The organism is Thalassospira sp. UBA848 (assembly GCF_002295455.1).
Classification (GTDB): domain Bacteria; phylum Pseudomonadota; class Alphaproteobacteria; order Rhodospirillales; family Thalassospiraceae; genus Thalassospira.
On record NZ_DBGS01000090.1, the window covers coordinates 65,473 to 85,278 of the forward strand.

Genomic DNA, 19,806 nt, shown 5'->3' on the forward strand with positions numbered 1-19,806 from the left:
TGTGCCGCGAACCCATGTGCAGCAAACCCGTGTTCAGCCAACCCATGCGGGGCTGGCTATAACCCGTGCGGTGCGAATCCATGCGATGCGGCCTATAATCCTTGTGCGGCAAGCCCGTGTGGTGCCAATCCGTGCGCAGCCTACAACCCGTGTGCGGCAGGAAACCCTTGCAGTCCTTCCAGTCCGTGCGGTGGCTTTAACCCCTGTGGTGTGCGATCGGTTAACCCTTGCGCTGCTGCACCATGCAGCGCCAACCCCTGCGCCGCATTCAATCCGTGCGGCGCTTCCAACCCATGTGCGGTAGGAAATCCGTGTGCCGGTTATAACCCGTGTGCTGCCTCGCCTTGTGCCGCGTCTCCGTGTGCACCAGCGGCAAGTAACCCATGTGCTGCCAGCAATCCGTGTGCAGCCTATAATCCGTGTGGGGCAGGGAACCCGTGTGCGGCGTATTGAATTTTTTCTTCCCCAACCCTTTGTGAATACCTATGATTTCTCGGGGGTTGGGGAGAAAACGCTTGGCGACTAAAAAGTGGACGAATGAAGAAAGGTATGCAGCTTTGAAGCTGTATTTCGAACTTGAGTTCGGCCAATTTCATTCGAAAAACAAAAACGTTATTCAACTCGCTGAGGTTCTCGACCGAACGCCAGGTTCGGTTGCGATGAAGCTATGCAATTTCGCAAGCTTGGATCCTACGCTAGAGCGCGCAGGGTTGAAGAATGCAAGTGCAGCAGATCGTGAGTTAATGTCACGTTTTCATAACCAGCCTGCGCGGGTTATTGATGAGATTGAAAGAGCAATTGATCGCATTGATAGTCAGTTCGATAAATTGCACGCGGTGACTGCTCATGATCAGAGCCAAAACGGTTTCAGCGACGCTGACACTGATTTCAATGTCCTTGGTCGGAAAACCAGCACCGTGCGCGTCCGAGAAGAAAGATTAAATCAAGGCTTTTTCAGGCGCGCCGTGCTGTCTGGTTATCGCTTCCAATGTTGCGTGTGTAAGACCAAACTTGTTCGGTTGTTAGAGGCTGCTCACATCAAACCGCACAATGAAGACGAGACTTACCGGTTGCGTCCTGACAATGGTCTTGCTCTGTGCAGAAACCATCACAAAGCATTTGACGAGGGTTATTGGACGCTTGGAGTTGATTTAACCATCGAACTCGATACGCGGCTGCATAGAATGGCTAAGCACGACTCTACTATTGCAGATTTATTCCTCTCGCATGAGGGGTATAAAATAACAGAACCCTTCAGATACTTGCCTTCAAAAGAGATGATTGATTGGCACCGGGAAAATACGTTCGCGAAGCTCGAACCGACCTTCGGTAGATAGGAAATGTCATTCTGCTGGGCGAAGCCTTAGTGCCCTGCTGTAGCGCAAATGTGCCATGCCGTTGTGCGTAAAACGCGGGGCTGTCAAAAATAAGCTGTTTGACAAGGGGATAAAACTCTGCGCATGGTGAGGTCGATATTTGATCGCTCCAGAAGCGTAGAGGGAATTAAAAGACCCTACTGTCGAGTGATTGACCTAAGAACGCATTGAGGTGTCCAGCTACGCGGATGCTTCCAGAACTGCAAGGCGCAGACCTGATTACTTTATTTTTCCGGGACATTTCCCAGCTGTCTGCAGCCTCTAATCCACGAGTTATCATTATTTGACCCAGTTTTCCGAACTCGGCCTGGCCGAGCCGGTCCTGCGCGCGCTTGCTCAAGAAGGCTATGACGCGCCGACCCCGATCCAAGAACAGTCGATCCCTTCGCTTCTTGAAGGCAAAGACCTGCTTGGGATCGCCCAGACCGGTACCGGCAAGACGGCAGCGTTTGCGCTGCCTATCCTTGACCGTCTTTCCAAATCCGAGACCCGCACGCCCAAAGGGGCATGCCGTGTGCTTGTTCTTGCGCCAACGCGTGAGCTTGCCGCCCAGATTGGCGACAGCTTCCGTGCCTATGGCCGCTTTTTGAATGTGCGCACCGCTGTCGTTGTTGGTGGCGTTGCCCCGGGTCCGCAGATCAAGGCAATTAACCCCGGTGTCGAGGTTCTTGTCGCGACACCTGGTCGTTTGCTCGACCATGTTGATAGCGGCAAGCTGAGCCTTAAACATGTTGAAGTGGTTGTGCTTGATGAAGCCGATCACATGCTTGATCTAGGCTTCTTGCCGCCGATCAAGCGTATCATCAAGATGTTGCCGCGCGACCGTCAGAACCTGTTCTTCTCGGCCACCATGCCAGGACAGATCGGTCAGCTTGCCGGTGATATGCTGTCTGACCCGGTCAAGGTGTCGGTAACCCCGGTTGCCACCACCCAGGAACGTGTCGAACAGTCGGTTTACCTGATCGAACGGACCCGCAAGCGTCAGCTTCTGGCAGAGCTTCTTGATAATCCGGTTTTCAAACGTACCCTCGTCTTTACCCGCACCAAGCGCGGGGCGGATCGTGTGGCACGCCATCTGGAAGCCAACAAAATCAGTGCGGCTGCCATTCACGGCAATAAAAGCCAGAACCAGCGTGAACGTGCGCTTAATGCCTTTAAGGACGGTCAGATCGGTGTGCTTGTTGCAACCGATATCGCCGCCCGCGGTATTGATGTTGATAGCGTGAGCCACGTTGTAAACTTCGAACTTCCGAACGTTCCGGAAAGCTATGTGCACCGTATCGGTCGTACCGCCCGCGGCGGTGCAAGTGGTACCGCCATCGCCTTTTGTGATGACGAGGAACGTGGTCTTCTGCGCGATATCGAAAAAACCACCCGTCAATCGATCCCCGTAATTGATCGCCGTGATGCCAAGGCCGCGGCCGAGCAGGAAGCACAGTCCGAGATCGCACGCGAAGCCAACAAGGGTCGCCGCAGTAATGGCGGTGGCCAGGGTCGTGGCAACGGTGGTCGTGCTGCTGCTGGTGGGAACCGCGGCAATGGTCGTGGTCAGCGTCAAGAAGCACGTGGCAATGCACCGCGTCGCGATCGTAATGATGCAGCCGGCAAGCCCAATCCGCGCCGCGAAGGCGAAGGTGGCCGCAATGCCGAAGCTGCTTCTGGCGATCAAGCTGCGACCAACCCGGCGCTTGAAAAATCCAAAAGCCGCTACAAGGGTGGCCTGAAATCGAAATCCGCCAATGATCGTGGCAACGGCGCCGAAAATGGTGCGCGTTCCAACGACGGACGTAAACGCCCGACCAAGCGTGTCTCGTCTGATGGCAATCGTCGCGATCAGTCAAAGGGCGACAATTCAATTTCTTCCGGTTTGTCTTTTTTGGGCAGCACCGAAGAACGCCGCGCGAATGGCAATGGGGGCAGAGGTCCCCGGAATGCCAGACCGCAAGGTAAAAGCGGCGGTGCAAACCGTAACCGCAATCATCGTGGATCCCAGTCTGGCGGGCAGCCGGGCGGCGGAGGCCACAAGACTTCCTCGGACAATCAGAGACGGCGTGACCGCGCCTGATTTGATTGACCGAACAAAAATAGGCGCACCCACGCGGGGTGTGTCACAACGCCAATCAATACTCGATAGGAGATTTAAAGATGGCAACTGGTACCGTTAAATGGTTCAACGCAACTAAAGGTTTTGGTTTCATTCAGCCGGACGAAGGCGGAAATGACGTATTCCTGCACATCAGCGCTGTAGAACGCGCTGGCATGGGCCACCCGCAGGAAGGCGACAAAATCAACTACGAACTGCGCACCGACTCCCGTTCGGGTCGCGTTTCGGCTGATGACCTGACCGCTGCCTAATTCGGCTTGTCCTTCCTTGTGAAGGACACCGTATTAACGAAACCCCCATCCGGGAAACCGGGTGGGGGTTTTGTTTTTTCCGCCGGTCTGGATGATGCTTTTGTGACATCTTCTTTCCAGGGGCCGGAAAGGCTTAGTGATTTCAGAACAAGGCGCTAGAAGGATCGGATGGTCGTGCAACCTACAGGATCTGATCGTGCCGATGGATAATGATGCTACATCCCCAACACAGACCGATGTGACAAACGGCCATGGCCCCGTTGTCGCGATGCTGGACCGGTACCCGTTTCTGGTGTTGGGGCTGCTTTTGATGGGGGCGTTTACGTCATCCGGCGCGGTGCCCCTGGCAGGGCTTTACGTGGTCGAAGGCCTTGGGGAGCCGCCATGGAAGCTCAGCATGGTGATGATTGTTCAGGTCAGCGTCACGTTGCTTGCCAATCGAACATTTGGCCGCGCGATTGATCACGGTGTTCCGGTCAAGATTTTATTAGTCACCAGTATCCTGTGTTTCACCGCCGGGATGGTCATGCTCGCGACGTTTCAGATCTATTGGATTTATCTGGCGGTTGTTTCGGTCCTGCTTGGGGTCGGGGCGGGTGCGCTTTCGGTGATGTATAGCTTTGGCCGCTTGTTTGCCGAACAGACAAAACGTGACGTCATCAAATTCAATGGCTTCCTGCGTATGCAGACGTCACTTGGCTGGATGGTCGGGCCAGCGGCGGCATTATCCTTTTATGGCGCATTCGGATTTTCGGCGACCTATTACGCCATTGCCGGGTTGGCGTTGATCTGGTTTGCGATCTGTCTGCTGACCGTGCCCAATGCCTTCAAAACCCATCATCCCAACAGTCTGGCGCAGGGCGGTAAGGTGCCGCTGAATGTCGGGCTTTTGTTTGCCTGTGTGCCGGTGTTTTTTGTCGGGGCGGCCAATGTGGTGTTTGTCTCGGCCATGCCGCTTTATTTCTCGACCGAGCTTGGCTTGATCGCGTCTTCGGCGGGCTTTGCGCTGACCGTGAAGTGCTTTGTCGAGGTCGTCGTGATCTATTTCTGTGCTTCGCTCATCAAACGCACCGGGGAGCGCAAAGGCATGCTGATCGCGGCCCTTCTGGGGGCGGTATTCTTTGGCCTGATTTATCAGGCGACCACCCTTGTCGATGTCCTCGCACTCGCCGCCCTTGATGGTATCTATTACGGTATCTTTGCCGGAATCAGCATGACATTCGTCCAAAACTTCGCCACCGATCAGCCCGGTGTTGCGACAAGTTACTATGTCAGCACGCTGTTTGTTGGCGGGTTGATCGGCAACCTTTTGACCGGGGTGGTTGCCAGTGCCTTTGATTTCCAGACAACCGTTTTGATGGCCTGCGCGTTTGCCTTTGTCGGGGCAGTGGTTTTGGCCGTGATGCGCGATGCAAAGCATTCGGATCCGTTCGCGCCGGGTTCATGATGGCTTGACTTTGGTCGCGTCCCGGCGATTATCGCGGCATGAACGAAAATACTGAAAACACCCGCCCCCGTTTGCTGGTTGATGCCGATGCCTGCCCGGTCAAGGCAGAGTGCGAACGTGTGGCCGAACGCCACCGGATCGAGATGATCATGGTATCAAACGGCGGCATTCGCCCGTCCCGCAATCCTTTGATCAAAATCGTGATTGTCCCGCCGGAACCCGATGCCGCCGATGACTGGATTGCGGAAAACGCGCGCGCACGTGATGTGATCATTACCAATGATATTCCGCTGGCATCGCGCGGGATCGACATCGGTGTCCGCGTCCTTAAGGCCAACGGTCAGGAATTTACCGAGGCCAATATCGGCAATGCGCTGGCAGGCCGTGAAATCGCCGCCCATATGCGCGAAGTTACCGGCGAGCAGGGGCGAAATGCCGCCTTTACCCAGAAAGACCGGTCAAAATTTTCAAGCGCACTTGAAGTATTGATACAGGCCGTTCTGCGCGCCTGATCTGCTCATTATAAAAAAGCGGGCCGCCAGATGACGCATCTGACGGCCCGCACACAGGTCCTGATTTGGTGAGGGAACAATTCTCACAAATCAGGCTTCCCCCCTGCGTATCCCAGAATAACGAAAAGACCGCGCGGGTGTTCCGCACGGTCTTGCACTTCTTGTGGCTTAGAACGGGTAGTGGCGCTTGCCGCTCTGAACCGTGATCCAGCGCATTTCGGTGAATTCATCAATCGATGCCTGTGAACCGAAACGGCCATAGCCCGAAGACTTCACACCACCAAACGGCATTTGTGCCTCGTCCTGAACGGTCGGGCTGTTGATGTGGCAGATGCCGCTTTCAATGCGTTTGGCAACTTCCATCGCACGCGGAATGTTGGTCGAGAAGACCGCTGACGACAGACCATATTCGCTGTCATTGGCGATGCGCACAGCCTCGTCTTCATCGCCAGCACGAATAACGACACAAATCGGACCGAAGCTTTCCTCGGAATAGATTTTCATCGCCGGTGTCACATGATCAAGCAGGGTTGCATCCATCAACACGCCATCCTTGGCCTTGCCAGAACCGGCAACCAGTTTCGCACCCTTGGAAACGGCGTCTTCGACCAGTTCCTCGATGCGATTGACCGCCTCGACACTGACAACACCGCCAAGGATGTTTTCGGCCTTGGCCGGATCGCCAGCGGTGAGGGTTTTGGCCTTGGCGGCCAGTTTGGCAACAAAGTCATCGGCAACCGCATTGTCAACGATCAGACGTTCGGTCGACATGCAAATCTGGCCCTGGTTCATATAGGCACCAAAGGCAGCACCATTGACCGCTTCATCCAGGTCGGCATCGTCAAGCACGAGGAACGGTGCCTTGCCACCCAGTTCAAGCAGAACCGGTTTAAGGTGTTCTGCGCCGAGTTTGGCGATGATGCGCCCAACGCGGGTCGACCCGGTAAAGTTGATGCGACGCACGGCCGGATGGGCAATCAGGGTTTCAACGATTTCCGGGGCGTCTTCAGGCGCATTGGTCACGACGTTTACAACGCCTTCCGGTGCGCCGGCCTCGACCAGGCAATCACCGATCAGGCGATGCAGCGCCGGGCAAAGTTCGGACGCCTTAAGGATGACGGTGTTGCCGCATGCAAGCGGCATGGCAATCGCGCGCGTGCCAAGAATCACCGGCGCGTTCCATGGTGCGATACCCAGAACGACGCCAACCGGTTGGCGGATACCCATGGCCATCAGGCCCGGTGTGTCAGACGGAATGACATCGCCCTGAATTTGGGTGGTCATGCCACCGGCTTCGCGCAGCATATTGGCGGCAAGATGGGCGTTAAAGCCACCCCACATGCGCGTGCTGCCGGTTTCATCGAGAACCAGCTGGCCGAATTCGTCACCCTTGGTTTCCATGATGTCGGCAGCCTTGAGCAGGATCTTGCGCCGCGCGCCGGGACCCATTTTTGACCATTCCGGGAAGGCCGCGGCAGCTGCATCCGCGGCCTTGCGGGCATCGGCGGCATTGGCCGCAGCAGCCACAGTAGCAACTTCACCAGTGACCGGGTTCTTGCGTTCAAAAGTACGGTTGTTGGACGCATTGACGTCCTGATTGTTGATCAACAATTTCGTGTCGTTCATGACGTTTCTCCTGACTTTCTTGTGGGTTGCTGTGCGGTGGCGAAAGGCTGCATCACGCAGCCCCAAGGCCAAGGAAAGCCTTTTGCACAGCCGGGTCGGATTGCAGGGCCTTGGCGGTATCTTGCCCGGTTATGGCCCCGTTTTCGATCAGGTATCCCCGATCTGATATGGCAAGGGATTGATGGGCGTTCTGTTCTACCAGAAGCACACCAACCCCGGTTTTACGAATGGCTGCAAGGGCCTTGAATAATTCCCCGGTCATGATCGGCGACAAGCCAAGGGATGGCTCATCAAGCAGAAGAATATCCGGGTTGGACATCAGCGCACGGCCGATGGCCACCATCTGCTGTTCGCCACCACTCATGGTTCGAGCCGCCTGATCAAGTCGTTCAGCCAGCTTCGGGAACAAATCAATAACGCGATCAAGGTTTTGCTTTTCAGCCGCCCGTGCACGTTTGGCAAAGGCGCCAAGCGCAAGGTTTTCACGAACCGTCAGTTCGCCGAAAATGCCGCGCCCTTCCGGGACAAGGGCAAGTCCCGTTTCGACAATCTTGTGCGCCGAAAGGGCGGTCAGTTCGTTGCCAGAAAGATCAATGTGGGTGCCGTCATGGGGTGTGATCAAACCCGCGCAGGCTTTGAGCAGGCTGCTTTTGCCTGCGCCATTGGCACCCAGCATGACAACGATCTCGCCATGGTCGACAGTAAGGTCGACTTCGCGAAGGGCGGCGTGCTTACCATAGGACACAGACAGGTTTTTGATATCAAGCATGACTGTCTCCGAGATAGGCGCGGACAACTTCCGGATCGGAAAGCACTTCATCTGGTGTGCCATCGGCGATTTTCGCCCCGGCATTCATCACCACACAGCGATCACACAGGCTTCTGATCGCATCCATGACATGTTCAACCATGATGATGGTAAGCCCCTCGTTCTTGAGCTTGCGCACAAGGGCAATTCCATCCTGAAGTTCGGAAGGATTCAACCCGGCCAGCCATTCATCAAGCAAAAGCAGCTTGGGTTGAAGGGCAAGCGCGCGCCCCAGTTCAAGGCGTTTCTGATCAATGTAGGTCAGATCACCCGCCGGGATGTGGGCCTGTTTTGAAAGGCCGATACGATCAAGCAATTCAAGGGCCGAAGCGTGCGCGGCATCGCCCCAGAGCGGCTTGGTCCGATACGCAAGACCGGCTTCTATGTTTTCCACGCAATCAAGGTCGGGCAGGACACGCACCAACTGGAAGGTACGTGCAATGCCGGAATGGCTGATCTTGTGCGCAGGCAGGTTGGTGATGTCCTTGCCGCTGATGACAACCTTGCCGTCATTGGATTGAAGGGCACCGGAAATCAGGTTCATCACCGTGGTCTTGCCAGATCCGTTGGGGCCAAGCAGGCCAAGGATTTCGCCCTGATGGACATCGAACTGCATCTGATTGACGGCAATCAATCCGCCAAAGGCCTTGTGGAGGCCAGAAATCGACAGAAGGATTTCGGTATTCATGCTGCGTTCCCCCCGGGTTCGGCGTTTTGATCGGTTGCGAGCACGCGCTTTTTCGGTGCGCGGTACTTTTCATACAATCCGACAACCCCGCCGGGCAGAAGATAGACAATCACCATGAACACGCAGCCAAGCAGGATGCTGAAATGGTTCGGGAAGCTTGCGGTCAGGACTTCAAACAGAAGGGTCAGCGGAATGACACCCAAAAGTGGTCCCAGCAAACGACGCGGACCACCCAGAAGTGCCATGATGACAACCTGGAATGACAGCATCGGGTTAAAGGCAATCACCGGATCAATATAGGTCCAGCGCGGTGCCATGATGGCGCCGGTCAGTGTCATGAACAAGGCAGACAGAACAAACAGCGCAACTTTCACCCGGGTGACATCAATGCCGCAATGCTTGGCGACGGTTTCATCCTCGCCAATGATGCGCAGTGCAAAGCCAAGTCGTGATCGACCCAGAATAAACCCGGTCAGCAGTAGTACGGCAAACAGGGCAAGCAGCTGCCAGTAAATGTCATTCTGGGTGATATCAAGAAAGACATAACGCCCCATTTCGCGGGTAACGTTGACTTCGTACCAACTGACGACCTGCCGGACCAGTTCGGTCAGGCCAAAGGTAAAGATCACAAAATACACACCCGCGAGACGCAGCGTGGAAAAGCCAACCAGAAGAGCGATCACCGTCCCGGCAAGCCCCGCACACACCAGCACCAGCGGGAAGGGCAGAACTTCACCCAGGACCGCGACCGTATAGGCACCAATGCCAAAGAATACCACAGTGGCAAGCGAGATATAGCGCGTCGGGCCGGAGAACATCGACCATGCGGTTGCGAGAATCGCAAAGCTGACGACACTGATCGCAAGTGACATGTAATAGCTGTCAACAAGGGTGGGCATGAAAGCAAGGGCGGCAAAGATCACCGCACCAAGGCCGACAGGCTTGATGAAATCGGGTTTAAGGATGCTCATGACGCCGCCCTCCCGAACAGACCGGATGGCTTGATCAGCAGTACCAGCAGGAAGATCACATAGGTTACGGCAATGGTCAGGCCCGGATCGATATAGGTCGCGACCAGACTTTCTGCGACACCAAGGATAAGTCCGGCAAGCAGCGCGCCCAGCATGTTACCAACCCCGCCCATGATCACAACGATGAGCGCCTTCATGGTAAAGACAACGCCCATCGAGGTGGAAAAGGTCAAAAACATACTGACCAGAACGCCGCCCACGGCCGCCATTGCGCCGCCAAGGGCAAAGGCAAAGCAGGATGCGAAATTGACATCGATCGCCACCAGCCGGGCCGAGGTCGGATCAACCGCAACTGCACGCAGCGCCGTTCCCGTGCGGGTACGCGTCAGGATCAGATAGAAGCCAAGTCCGATGACAACCGCAAAGCCAAGGGCGACAAGCCGGTTGGCAGCAATCGTCGCGCCAAAGATATCAACGGCATTATTGAGAAAATCATAGCTGTAATAATTGCCACCGAACCAGACCAGCAAAACACCCTGAACGATGAACAGCAGGCCAAACGTGGCCAGAATACTGTCAACTTCAAGCATGCCGCGGTTCTTTGCGCGTGCGACTAGCGGGGTCAGCAGAATGCGATAAATCACCCAGTTCAGCACAAAGCTTGCGGGAATGATGATCAACAGACCGACAAGCGGGTTGATCCCGACCGAGGTCATGAAAACAAAGGCAATAAAGGATGCGACAATCACCAGCTCGCCATAGGCAAGGTTCATGATGCGCGAAACACCATATTGCAGGGTCAAACCCATCGCGACGAGGGCATACATCCCGCCAAGTGTAATCCCGGAAAAGAGTGCGTAGCTAAACATTCACTTCATCCAAAACGGTCGTCGGGGCTCCCGGGAGCTTGGGTGTGTATGGAACCCCGACGACGTTATGTGGCGCGCTTACTGCGCAGCCTTCCATTCAGGTTTTGGGAAGACGAGCTCGGCTGCGCCTTCCATGTCGGTCGGGGCAAGGCCAACAAACTTGCCATTCTGCCACTGACCGACCTGCCAGAAGGTCTGATCGCCCGGCTTATAGGTGCCAAGGATGGTGTCAAAGCCGCCTTTGGCCAGTTCGGCATTGATCGCTTCGCGGTCGGTTGTGCCGGCGCGCTCAATGGCCTGTTGCAGGGATTGAAGCGTTGCCCAGTTCACGATGGATGCCCAACGGTCCGGCTCACGTTCTGCGAACTCAACGTGGCGTTTGATGTAGTCGGCGATTTTCGGATCATCCTCGCTCGCACCACCAAGGCTGACCACGCCTTCGGCATTGTCACCAAAACGGTTTTTATAAAGCGGGAAGGCGGTGCCGACACCGGCATAAAACACCTTGGGGTTAAAGCCCAGAACGCGTGACTGTTCAGTCAGGCCAAGGGTGCCCGGCGGGTAGGAAAAGGCAACGAATGTATCCGCACCCAGCGCCTTGATGTCATTGACAATGGTCGCAAGATCCTGCGAGCCCAGCGGATAGGTCTTGTCATAAACAAGATCAAAGTCACGATCTTCAAGGGCTTCGCGACCGGCCTTGGAAAGTTCGATGCCAAAACCGTCGGCAACGGCGATCATTGCGACCTTGTCATTGATCTTGCCGTCGGCCTTCAGGCCCTCAAGGAAGTTGGCAAGTTCAACGGCATATTGTTCACCAGTACCCAGTAGCCAATAGGAATTCGTCCAGCGCTTGGCAAGCTGCGGCGCCTTGTCGGTTACGGCCGTGCCGGCAAGATGGGCATAGCCCGCACGATCAAGGATCGGTGCCACGGCAAGGTTGAGGCCCGTCCCCCATGGCGAGAGAATGAAATCAACCTTGTCCTGGTTGATCAGGCGTTCAATCGCACGTACCGCTTCTTCGGAGCTTGAGCGATCATCATATTCAACAACTTCGATGGGCAACTTTTTGTTACCGACCTGAAGGCCGCCAGCGTCGTTGATTTCCTTTACCCACATTTCATAGTTGGGGATGGTACTGGTCGCAGCACCCGGTGCTGCCGGGCCGGTTTTGGAAATGGCATAACCGATACGATATGTTTCCTGGGCATTCGCCCCAAACAGCGTCGCGGTGCTCATGACGGCGGTGGTTGCCGCTGCCATGGTCGCGAGGCGCAGTTTTGCTGAGATTTGCATCCTATTCCTCCTGATCTCTTTTGCAGAGACGGTTTTCCCGTTTGCGCGTAGTTTCAGGAGTTTAGGCAAAGAGATTCTGTTATTTACTTCACGGTTTGAAGTAAATCTCCGGCGTATCCTCCCGCCCATTAGTTCGCATCTGCAAAATAATGGGAACGCATTCTTTATCTGTATTGTTGTTTTTGACGGTTTCTTTGACCGCCATCCTAGTAAGCGATGGAACGGTTCCAATGTAAAGACGACGAAATTGACAATTTAAGACGAAAAATTGTACATTTTTACATATAACCATTTGGAATAGATGCGCGACAAAAAGGCATGGCTGATCAACCTCCCCGTCAAATTCCTGTTTCAAGCCCGGTTACGCGTTCAGAAACACTGACCGACAACCCGTTCGAGGATCTGCTGCCGGTTACGACACAGGCGGTGATGGATCGCTTTGACCATCCGTTGTCCGCACAGTCCTGGGTGATGAATGATCCCGGTCGCCGGGACCGGTGTTATGCCGTGCTGTTGCTTGGCGGGCGGGCCGAGATCGGCTTGCGGCAGGGGACGATTACTTGCAAGGCCCCAGCCCTTGTCTGGTTGCCGCTTGGCGAAACGCAACGCTTTAGCGTTGCGGCGGGCAGTGACGGGTATTTGCTGTCGGTTGCTGATGATCTGGTGGCGCGCCATTGCGGGGATGGCAGCGGGGTGGCTGGTGGCACGCCGGCCGGGGGTGGCTTGCCGCTTCGTTTTGCGGCCGACACTGTGCATAACGTCACCCCGGCTGAGGATAGCGGAAACCTGCTGCTCCTCTCACGCAGCTTCGAAGCCATTCGGGCGGAACTGATGCAAAATGCGCTCGGTGCGAGCCTTGTGGTGGGCGCGCATCTTCAGATTATTCTGACCATGGTGCTGCGTCTGGCCGAAGGTGTGATGGCCCAGCGTGACAAGCATGGTCCGGGCTCAATCACCTTTCAGCGGTTTTTGCAGGTGCTTGAACTGCATTTTCGCGAACACTGGAATGTGGCCGATTACGCAACCGCGCTTGGGGTCAGTGAACGGCGTTTGGGATCAGCTGTTTTGCGGGCCACAGGTAAGCCGCCACTCACCATCATCCATGAACGGGTATTGCGCGAAGCCTGTACGCGTCTTGAACAATCACCACTGGGTGTTGCACAGATTGCCTATGGTCTGGGTTTTCGTGATCCGGCCTATTTCAGCCGGTTTTTCAAACGCTATATGGGTGAGGCCCCAGGTGCTTACCGCCGTCTAAGGCGGGCTGCGGAACGGGTGCGCGACGATACCTTTGCCGCCTGGCCATAAGTCAGGGCTGGTCGCAATCGTTTGCTGTTATCTTCATCACCTTTCACGGGGATGTGTCTCATTCCCGGCAGGATAAAAGATTGCATTGCCTTTTTTTGATCCTACTTCTTTGCTTTAACCGTACCCATACTGCGTTGCAAAATCAGATTGGATTGATCGTGCGTAAAGGCAAAACCCTGTTTCTTGGTCTTCTGGCCGTTCTTGTTCTGCCCTTTGGCATCAGCCTGGCAGAAGACCCGCCGGGCGAAAAAGCTAAGGAACGCTATACATGGCGCAATGCGCCGCGTCATTCTTCGGGGGTTGCGCCGGATGCGGTCGCCAACCGGGATCAGGCGATTGTCATGGTGATGGCGGCCGATACCTTTGGCTGGCGCAGCTATTTCGCGGTGCATCCGTGGATCATCTACAAGCGTGCCGGTGAAACCCGCTATACACGCTATGACGTGGTTGGCTGGGGAAGCGGCAATGTGGTGCGCCAGAATTACGCGATCCCTGATGGCCTTTGGTACGGATCAGAACCCAAACTCATGGCCGATCATCGCGGCGAAGCGGCCGAAAAGCTGATCCCCGAAATTGAAGAGGCCATCAAATCCTATCCGTTCCCGCGCGAATATCGCAGCTATCCCGGGCCAAACAGCAATACCTTCATTGCCCACATCGGCCGTGAAGTGCCGGGATTGAATCTTGATATGCCAGCCAATGCGATTGGCAAGGATTATCGGCCGATCACCAACCCGGTCGGACTGTCATCGAGCGGACAGGGTGTTCAGGCCAACCTTCTGGGCGTGCTTGGCATGTCACTTGGTCTGGAAGAGGGGATTGAGCTCAACCTACTTGGCCTTAATTTCGGGATTGATTTCAACCGCCCGGCCTTGCGTTTGCCCTCCATCGGGCGGCTTGGCATGGACAGTGTCGCGCAGGTCAAGGCCGAGGAGCTGGCAAATGACGAGGCCGCCAAAGCCGAAAGCGCAGAAGCCAGCCTTGAACCCAGCAGTTAATTGAGCCGCCAGATTGCCGCATTCAAGAGGGTGGCGAAAGCCACCCAGAGCCCATAGGGGACCAACAGTATCCCAGCTAGACGATCAATCTTCCAAAAGGCGATGATATTGGCAATGATAACCGCAAGCAGGATTACGATATCAATCAGTCCAAGGATTGGCGACTGCGCACCAAAGAACAGGAATGACCACGCGAGATTAAGCGCCAGCTGAGCCGCATAGAGGCCAAACGGCCCTTTTGCGTTTGCAATCCCGGTCTTGAGCCAGACCCGCCAGCCGCTAACGGCGATCATGAAATAAATCACGGTCCAGACCGGTGCGAACAGCCAGTTGGGCGGATTGAAGAACGGCTTGTTCAGGGTCGTGTACCAGTCATCGACACTGGTGGCCGTCACGGCCCCGCCAAAGGCCGAAATGATCAGGCACAACACCATAAACGCGATCAGGGCAAAGACCCGGGTACGATGATTGGGGCGCGGGTTTGTGGTTTTCTGTGTTGTCTCGGTCATGGGGCCCCGATCCTTGGCGTTAGTTGGTGACGTCGGTAATGGTGTCAATCAATCCATCGAAATAGGGGTTCCAGGTCAGGCGACCATGATATTTGCCGGGCTCGGTATATCCCCATGCACTGCGCCAGAGTTTTGCACGATCATCTGGCCGTTCAATCTCTTCCTGACCGTTCTCGATAAACACAAAGCTTCCATTGATGCCGTAATAGGGGTTGTTTGGCGAAAACAGGGCACTCAGATGCGAGAAATTGCTGATCTGTTGATCTGGAAGATTACTGTTAAGGCGGCTGACCCGTGGATCATCACTTGGCGCGTTGGTGTCATCATACCAGACAAAGCGCGATGCCGGGTGGGTGAAATCGGTTTCAAAGCGGCGCAATATGGCCAGCGGATCAAGGACGCTGTCATCGGCACTCATCGACACAAGTGCCGGGCGGTCAAACGGGGCGTCATCAAGCGCATCTTCGGCATCGGCCACGCTGCGGTAATAGAGCACGGACGCCTTGGTCGACAGGGATTGATAGTTGATCGCGTTGTCTTCCGGGTCGGCATCAACCCAATCCCACAGATACTGAATGACGGGTGTCAGGAACAACAGATCAGTGCCCGGCTCAATACCCGGCGAGAACAACAAAAGACCCGAGATTTCTGGGTTTCGCGCGGCATAACTGGTTACGAGGTTGGCACCGGTCGAAAACCCGCCAAGCCAGACTTCATCGACTTCGCGTTCAAGCAAGGCAACCTGATGGGCGACTGCCGCAGTCCAGTCGGCATAGTTCGGGATGCTGAGATCAGCCGGGCGCGTACCGTGGCCGGGCAGGAGCATGGACCGCGCCAGCCAGCCGTTCTGTGACATCTCGCTTGCGATGTCGTGGAAATACCACGGGCTTGCGCCCAGACCATGGACAAACAGCACCCCGCGTTTGGGGGCGTCGCCATCCGGTGTCGTCTGGCCCAGTTCAAACGGAATATTGCGCGCCAGTTCAGTTTCACGGTCATCGGTGATGAAAACGCGATGCTCGGCAACCCAGTCACGGGTTTGCGCCACATACTGATCGAAACTGTCCTGGGTATAGGGCGGGATATCGGGCGATTGCTGATAAAGCTCGCTCTCGGGCGGGAAGGCGCAGGATGCAGTGGCAAGCGCCGGGATCAGAATAACAAGGATCGTGCGCGCCGCGCTGGTGATACTGCGCCGGAGATCTTTCATCTTGTCCAAAGCGGTCTGGTCTTGACGCATCTGATCCCCGTTGCGTGGTTGGTCGTCAGGCAGTAGCGACAGCAATGCGCGCAACTGCTTGAAAATATACGCCGAACTTTACACCGGCAGATCACTGTTGCCTGCTTTCAGGGGGATGCGCAAACAAAACCGCCCTGCATCATATCAACGCAGGGCGGTCTGGTTTGTTTCAGGCCTTGGCACTTTTGGCCGTTTGGCCAAACAGGACTTTCTTGTCTTTTTCGCTCATTTGCCATTTGCTGAGCTCTTCGCCAGCCTTGTAGGCCGCAATGGTTGCCGGACGGGCCTTTATGGTTTCAAACCAGCGCTTCAGGTTCGGGAAGTCATTCAGGTCCTGCTGTTGCTTTTCGTGGCTGACGACCCACGGATAGCAGGCCATGTCGGCAATGGTGTAGTCATCCCCGGCAATGAAGTCGCGCCCTTCAAGACGTTTGTCGAGAACCCCGTAAAGCCGGTTTGTCTCATTGACATAGCGGGTGATGGCGTAGGGCAGTTTTTCCGGGGCATAGGTGCCGAAATGATGGTTCTGGCCAGCCATCGGGCCAAGGCCGCCCATCTGCCAGAACAGCCATTCCATCACGGTTTTGCGTTCACGGACACCGGTTGGCAGGAACTTTCCAGTTTTCTCGGCCAGATATTGCAAAATGGCACCGGATTCAAACACGGTGATGTCCTCGCCGCCATCTGCCGGGTCGTGATCAATGATCGCGGGCATGCGGTTGTTGGGGGAAAAGGCCAGGAATTCCGGCTTGAACTGGTCACCCGCGCCGATATTGACCGGCACGATTTTGTAGTCCAGTCCGGCTTCTTCAAGGAACAGCGTAATTTTATGGCCGTTGGGTGTTGGCCAGTAATACAGATCAATCATGGGCCTGTGGCTCCTTCAAATCTTTTCGGGTGGCTTCATCAATAATCGAAGCTTGCCAATCGGGATGTTATCGGTCAATTTAAAACGATCATTCCGAAATGCAAGAGCATGTCACGCCATTGTGTGGCGGCGACGGCCAATAGGAGACGTATCATGATCCGGTTTTATTACCATCCGACCCCGAACCCGCAGAAAATCTCGATGATGCTCGAAGCATCCGGTCTGCCCTACGAGGTCGTGCCGGTCGATACCCGCAAAGGTCAACAGCATGATCCGGCCTTTCGGGCGATCAATCCCAATGGCAAGGTTCCGGCGATTGTCGATACCGACGGACCGGGTGGCAAGGAAGTGCGGGTATTTGATTCAAATGCTATTCTGCTTTACCTCGCCGAAAAGTCGGGCAAGTTCCTTGGTAAACCTGATGATCGGGGTGAATTCCTGTCCTGGCTGATGTTCATCGCAACCGGCCTTGGTCCGTTTTCCGGTCAATCTGTGCATTTCCAGCATGTCGCGCCCGAGGGTAATGACTATGGCGTGAACCGTTATCGCAACGAGATCGCCCGTCATTATCAGGTGCTTGAAGATCATCTGGACGGGCGTGACTTCATCGTTGGCGACGAGATGACGATTGTTGATATCTCTGCCTGGGGCTGGGTTGACAAGGCACCTTTCGTCCACAAGAACCCGGATGTCTGGGACAAGTATCCCAACATCAAGCGCTGGTTTGATGCGATCAACAGCTTGCCCGCAGCGGTGCGTGCACGCGACGTCGGCAAGGATCACACGTTTAAAACCGAAATGGACGAAGAAGCAAAACGCGCCATGTTCCCGTCCAACTACGCTTAAGGGAGGCGGCAACCTCACCAGAGGGTTTCGCCATAACACCTATGCGCGGCGTTTCATCGGCATGTTGGGGGACGTGTCCTTGATCTGACCAGATGGGATCGTCTGGTTGAGGTTGCCGTTATCACCACCTGAAAACGCCCTGGCCAATTTGGCCGGGGCGTTTGTACTTGGGGGATTTATGCTTGCGTCCGCGAGGTGTTTGGGCTGGTATATCTTGTGGGGGAGACAACCATAATGCGAAAATTCTGAAATACTTGAACCGAGGTTGTCTTAATGCAGGAGCTTGAAATCACGGATGGCCGGATCGTGAGAATCTGGTGGTTGCTGACATGGAGAACATATGCTGGTGCAATTATCGGCAGTACGCTGCTGGCGTTGGTGATTGGCACCATCATTGGTTTTGTTGGTTCGGCCATGGGTAAGCCCGACATTGATGTCGGCTACATTACGGGACTGGCGGGTTTTCTGTGGTCGTTCTTCTGGTACTTTGTTGTCATCAAAATGATGCTGCGCAAACGCTTCAATGGTTTCAGACTGGCTATCGTTGCAGATGAACCGGCACCATCTGTTGAGCCAGACCCATCGGCGGTCAAGTCATAGGTTGGCAAGAACGACGGGTCTTGTGAGACGTACCAAACGTAAACACCCCGGCGATATCAGCCGGGGTGTTTTGCGTATCAGGTCTGTCAAACATCCTAGTCGGTGGTTCGTGCACCGAACTGTTTGTTGAACTGCAGGACCAAAAGCGTGACAACCGCGCCCGAGAGCAGGTACGCCCCCACACCGGCCAGACCGAACTTGTCACACAGATAAAGTGCGATCAGCGGTGCAAAGCCCGCACCGAGCAACCATGCAAGGTCGGATGTCAGGGCCGATCCGGTATAGCGGTATTCGCGCTTGAAGTTTGATGCCAGTGTTCCGGCCGCCTGACCAAAGCACAGGCCCAGAACCGCGAAGCCACCCAGAACAATCATGCCTTCATTGATAATGTTATAGGTGTAAAGCAGCGGGGTCAGGACCGCACCCAGCAGGATGATCCCGGCACTGTAGCCCAGCAGACGGCGACGTCCGAGCTGATCGGCAATGAAGCCCGATGCAATGATACCGAACGCACAAAGAACCGCGCCAACACCCTGTGTCAGAAGGAACTGACCCGGATTGCCATTGGCATACAGATAGACCCAGCTGAGCGCAAAGACAGTGACCAGATGGAACAGTGCATAGCTGACCATCGGCACCAGTGCGCCCAGCACAACGGTACGACCGTTATGTTTAAGGGTGTCCATGACACGCGATGCTTCCAGCTCGTTCTTGTCCAGCAGATGGCCGAATTCCGATGTGGCCACCAGACGCAGGCGGGCAAACAGGGCGACCACGTTGATCGCAAAGGCAACGAAGAACGCATAGCGCCAGCCGAATGCGAGGAAGTCATCGGCATGCAGGGTCAGGATCAAATAGGCAAACAGCGAGGATGCCAGCATGAAACCAAGCGGTGCACCCAGCTGCGGGATCATCGCATACCAACCTTTGCGGTTGTCCGGCGCATTAAGCGCCAGAAGCGATGCAAGCCCATCCCATGCGCCACCCCATGCAAGACCCTGCAGGAAGCGGAACGCGCACAGAAGATAGATCGCAAGGATCCCGGCCGAAGCCGTACTTGGCAGGAATGCCATCGCAGCGGTTGAACCGCCCAGCAGGAACATGGCAATCGTCAGTTTCACGCCGCGTCCGTATTGCCGGTCAACGGTCATGAAGACAAGCGACCCGACAGGGCGGGCGATAAAGGCCAGAGAGAAAATGGCAAAGGAATACATGGTGCCCATGAGTGCGGTTTCACCCGGAAACAGCAATTGTGGGAAAACCAGTACCGATGCGATGCAATAGACGAAGAAGTCAAAAAACTCGGATGTCCGGCCGATAATCACGCCAAGCGCGATCTGTCCCGGATCATTGGTGGCGTCGGCATTGTGATGCCGCGCATCGCGTTCCAAACCCGAAGAGGTGGCGGTCGCGTAGTGTTCTGTTGTTTGGGTCACGCCGTTCTCCCTTATTCACTGGTCGGGCCTTTGGGCCCTAACTGCTTTTGATT

The 19,806-nt window shown here is 55.4% G+C and carries 19 protein-coding genes; 9 read left to right on the top strand and 10 right to left on the bottom strand.

Annotated elements, in window-relative coordinates; genetic code table 11:
• The first annotated feature begins 515 nt into the window (after nt 1-515).
• The 5 genes from B2R48_RS12945 (at nt 516) to B2R48_RS12965 (ending at nt 5,690) form a co-directional block, all read left to right on the top strand.
• Nucleotides 516-1,337, top strand: coding sequence for an HNH endonuclease (locus B2R48_RS12945; protein WP_297001042.1), 822 nt, complete (start codon nt 516-518; stop codon nt 1,335-1,337).
• Between the two features lie 322 nt (nt 1,338-1,659).
• A complete protein-coding gene (locus B2R48_RS12950) occupies nt 1,660-3,441 on the top strand; it encodes a DEAD/DEAH box helicase (protein ID WP_297001045.1) in 1,782 nt (593 codons plus the stop codon).
• Nucleotides 3,442-3,521: 80 nt separating this feature from the next.
• Complete coding sequence (locus tag B2R48_RS12955) at nt 3,522-3,731, top strand: cold-shock protein (RefSeq protein WP_008892034.1); 210 nt, start codon at nt 3,522-3,524, stop codon at nt 3,729-3,731.
• Nucleotides 3,732-3,933: 202 nt separating this feature from the next.
• The gene (locus tag B2R48_RS12960; protein WP_297001048.1) at nt 3,934-5,178 is read left to right on the top strand and encodes an MFS transporter; all 1,245 of its coding nucleotides are present in this window, start codon (nt 3,934-3,936) and stop codon (nt 5,176-5,178) included.
• A 38-nt stretch (nt 5,179-5,216) separates the two neighbouring features.
• Nucleotides 5,217-5,690: a YaiI/YqxD family protein gene (locus B2R48_RS12965; RefSeq protein WP_297001050.1), complete on the top strand. Its 474-nt coding sequence runs from the start codon at nt 5,217-5,219 to the stop codon at nt 5,688-5,690.
• Nucleotides 5,691-5,858: 168 nt separating this feature from the next.
• On the opposite strand, the gene B2R48_RS12970 is transcribed toward B2R48_RS12965, so the two are convergent.
• From B2R48_RS12970 to B2R48_RS12995, 6 genes are all read right to left on the bottom strand, one after another.
• Nucleotides 5,859-7,316: an aldehyde dehydrogenase gene (locus B2R48_RS12970; RefSeq protein WP_297001053.1), complete on the bottom strand. Its 1,458-nt coding sequence runs from the start codon at nt 7,314-7,316 to the stop codon at nt 5,859-5,861.
• A gap of 52 nt (nt 7,317-7,368) precedes the next feature.
• Nucleotides 7,369-8,085: an ABC transporter ATP-binding protein gene (locus tag B2R48_RS12975; protein WP_297001055.1), complete on the bottom strand. Its 717-nt coding sequence runs from the start codon at nt 8,083-8,085 to the stop codon at nt 7,369-7,371.
• Nucleotides 8,078-8,812: an ABC transporter ATP-binding protein gene (locus B2R48_RS12980; protein ID WP_297001059.1), complete on the bottom strand. Its 735-nt coding sequence runs from the start codon at nt 8,810-8,812 to the stop codon at nt 8,078-8,080. Before B2R48_RS12980 ends, B2R48_RS12975 begins: the two co-directional genes overlap by 8 nt.
• Nucleotides 8,809-9,783, bottom strand: a complete 975-nt coding sequence (locus B2R48_RS12985; RefSeq protein ID WP_213475668.1) for a branched-chain amino acid ABC transporter permease — start codon at nt 9,781-9,783, stop codon at nt 8,809-8,811. Before B2R48_RS12985 ends, B2R48_RS12980 begins: the two co-directional genes overlap by 4 nt.
• Nucleotides 9,780-10,652 (bottom strand): branched-chain amino acid ABC transporter permease, encoded by an 873-nt coding sequence (locus tag B2R48_RS12990; protein WP_297001063.1) that lies wholly within the window; start codon nt 10,650-10,652, stop codon nt 9,780-9,782. The genes B2R48_RS12985 and B2R48_RS12990 overlap by 4 nt, the downstream gene beginning before the upstream one ends.
• Before the next feature lie 78 nt (nt 10,653-10,730).
• The gene (locus B2R48_RS12995; RefSeq protein ID WP_297001066.1) at nt 10,731-11,948 is read right to left on the bottom strand and encodes an amino acid ABC transporter substrate-binding protein; all 1,218 of its coding nucleotides are present in this window, start codon (nt 11,946-11,948) and stop codon (nt 10,731-10,733) included.
• A gap of 318 nt (nt 11,949-12,266) precedes the next feature.
• Between B2R48_RS12995 and B2R48_RS13000 the strand changes: the two genes are divergently transcribed.
• Together B2R48_RS13000 and B2R48_RS13005 are read left to right on the top strand one after the other, a co-directional pair.
• The gene (locus B2R48_RS13000; RefSeq protein WP_297001068.1) at nt 12,267-13,256 is read left to right on the top strand and encodes a helix-turn-helix domain-containing protein; all 990 of its coding nucleotides are present in this window, start codon (nt 12,267-12,269) and stop codon (nt 13,254-13,256) included.
• Between the two features lie 158 nt (nt 13,257-13,414).
• Complete coding sequence (locus B2R48_RS13005; protein WP_297001071.1) at nt 13,415-14,254, top strand: DUF3750 domain-containing protein; 840 nt, start codon at nt 13,415-13,417, stop codon at nt 14,252-14,254.
• On the opposite strand, the gene B2R48_RS13010 is transcribed toward B2R48_RS13005, so the two are convergent.
• The 3 genes from B2R48_RS13010 to B2R48_RS13020 form a co-directional block, all read right to left on the bottom strand.
• Nucleotides 14,251-14,763: a TspO/MBR family protein gene (locus B2R48_RS13010; RefSeq protein WP_297001074.1), complete on the bottom strand. Its 513-nt coding sequence runs from the start codon at nt 14,761-14,763 to the stop codon at nt 14,251-14,253. The two genes, B2R48_RS13005 and B2R48_RS13010, sit on opposite strands and share 4 nt — an antisense overlap.
• A 19-nt stretch (nt 14,764-14,782) precedes the next feature.
• Nucleotides 14,783-16,003 carry an alpha/beta hydrolase gene (locus B2R48_RS13015; RefSeq protein WP_297001075.1) on the bottom strand — a complete coding sequence of 407 codons (1,221 nt, stop codon included), beginning with the start codon at nt 16,001-16,003 and terminating at the stop codon, nt 14,783-14,785.
• A gap of 169 nt (nt 16,004-16,172) precedes the next feature.
• On the bottom strand, nt 16,173-16,871 hold the full coding sequence (locus tag B2R48_RS13020; protein WP_297001078.1) for a glutathione binding-like protein: 699 nt from the start codon (nt 16,869-16,871) through the stop codon (nt 16,173-16,175).
• Between the two features lie 153 nt (nt 16,872-17,024).
• On the opposite strand from B2R48_RS13020, the gene B2R48_RS13025 reads away from it, so the two are divergent.
• Together B2R48_RS13025 and B2R48_RS13030 are read left to right on the top strand one after the other, a co-directional pair.
• Complete coding sequence (locus B2R48_RS13025) at nt 17,025-17,717, top strand: glutathione S-transferase family protein (RefSeq protein ID WP_297001081.1); 693 nt, start codon at nt 17,025-17,027, stop codon at nt 17,715-17,717.
• Between the two features lie 273 nt (nt 17,718-17,990).
• Nucleotides 17,991-18,317 (top strand): hypothetical protein, encoded by a 327-nt coding sequence (locus tag B2R48_RS13030; protein WP_297001083.1) that lies wholly within the window; start codon nt 17,991-17,993, stop codon nt 18,315-18,317.
• 95 nt (nt 18,318-18,412) lie between these two features.
• Here B2R48_RS13030 and B2R48_RS13035 read toward each other — a convergent pair whose 3' ends face one another.
• Nucleotides 18,413-19,753 carry an MFS transporter gene (locus tag B2R48_RS13035; RefSeq protein ID WP_297001086.1) on the bottom strand — a complete coding sequence of 447 codons (1,341 nt, stop codon included), beginning with the start codon at nt 19,751-19,753 and terminating at the stop codon, nt 18,413-18,415.
• Nucleotides 19,754-19,806 lie beyond the last annotated feature (53 nt).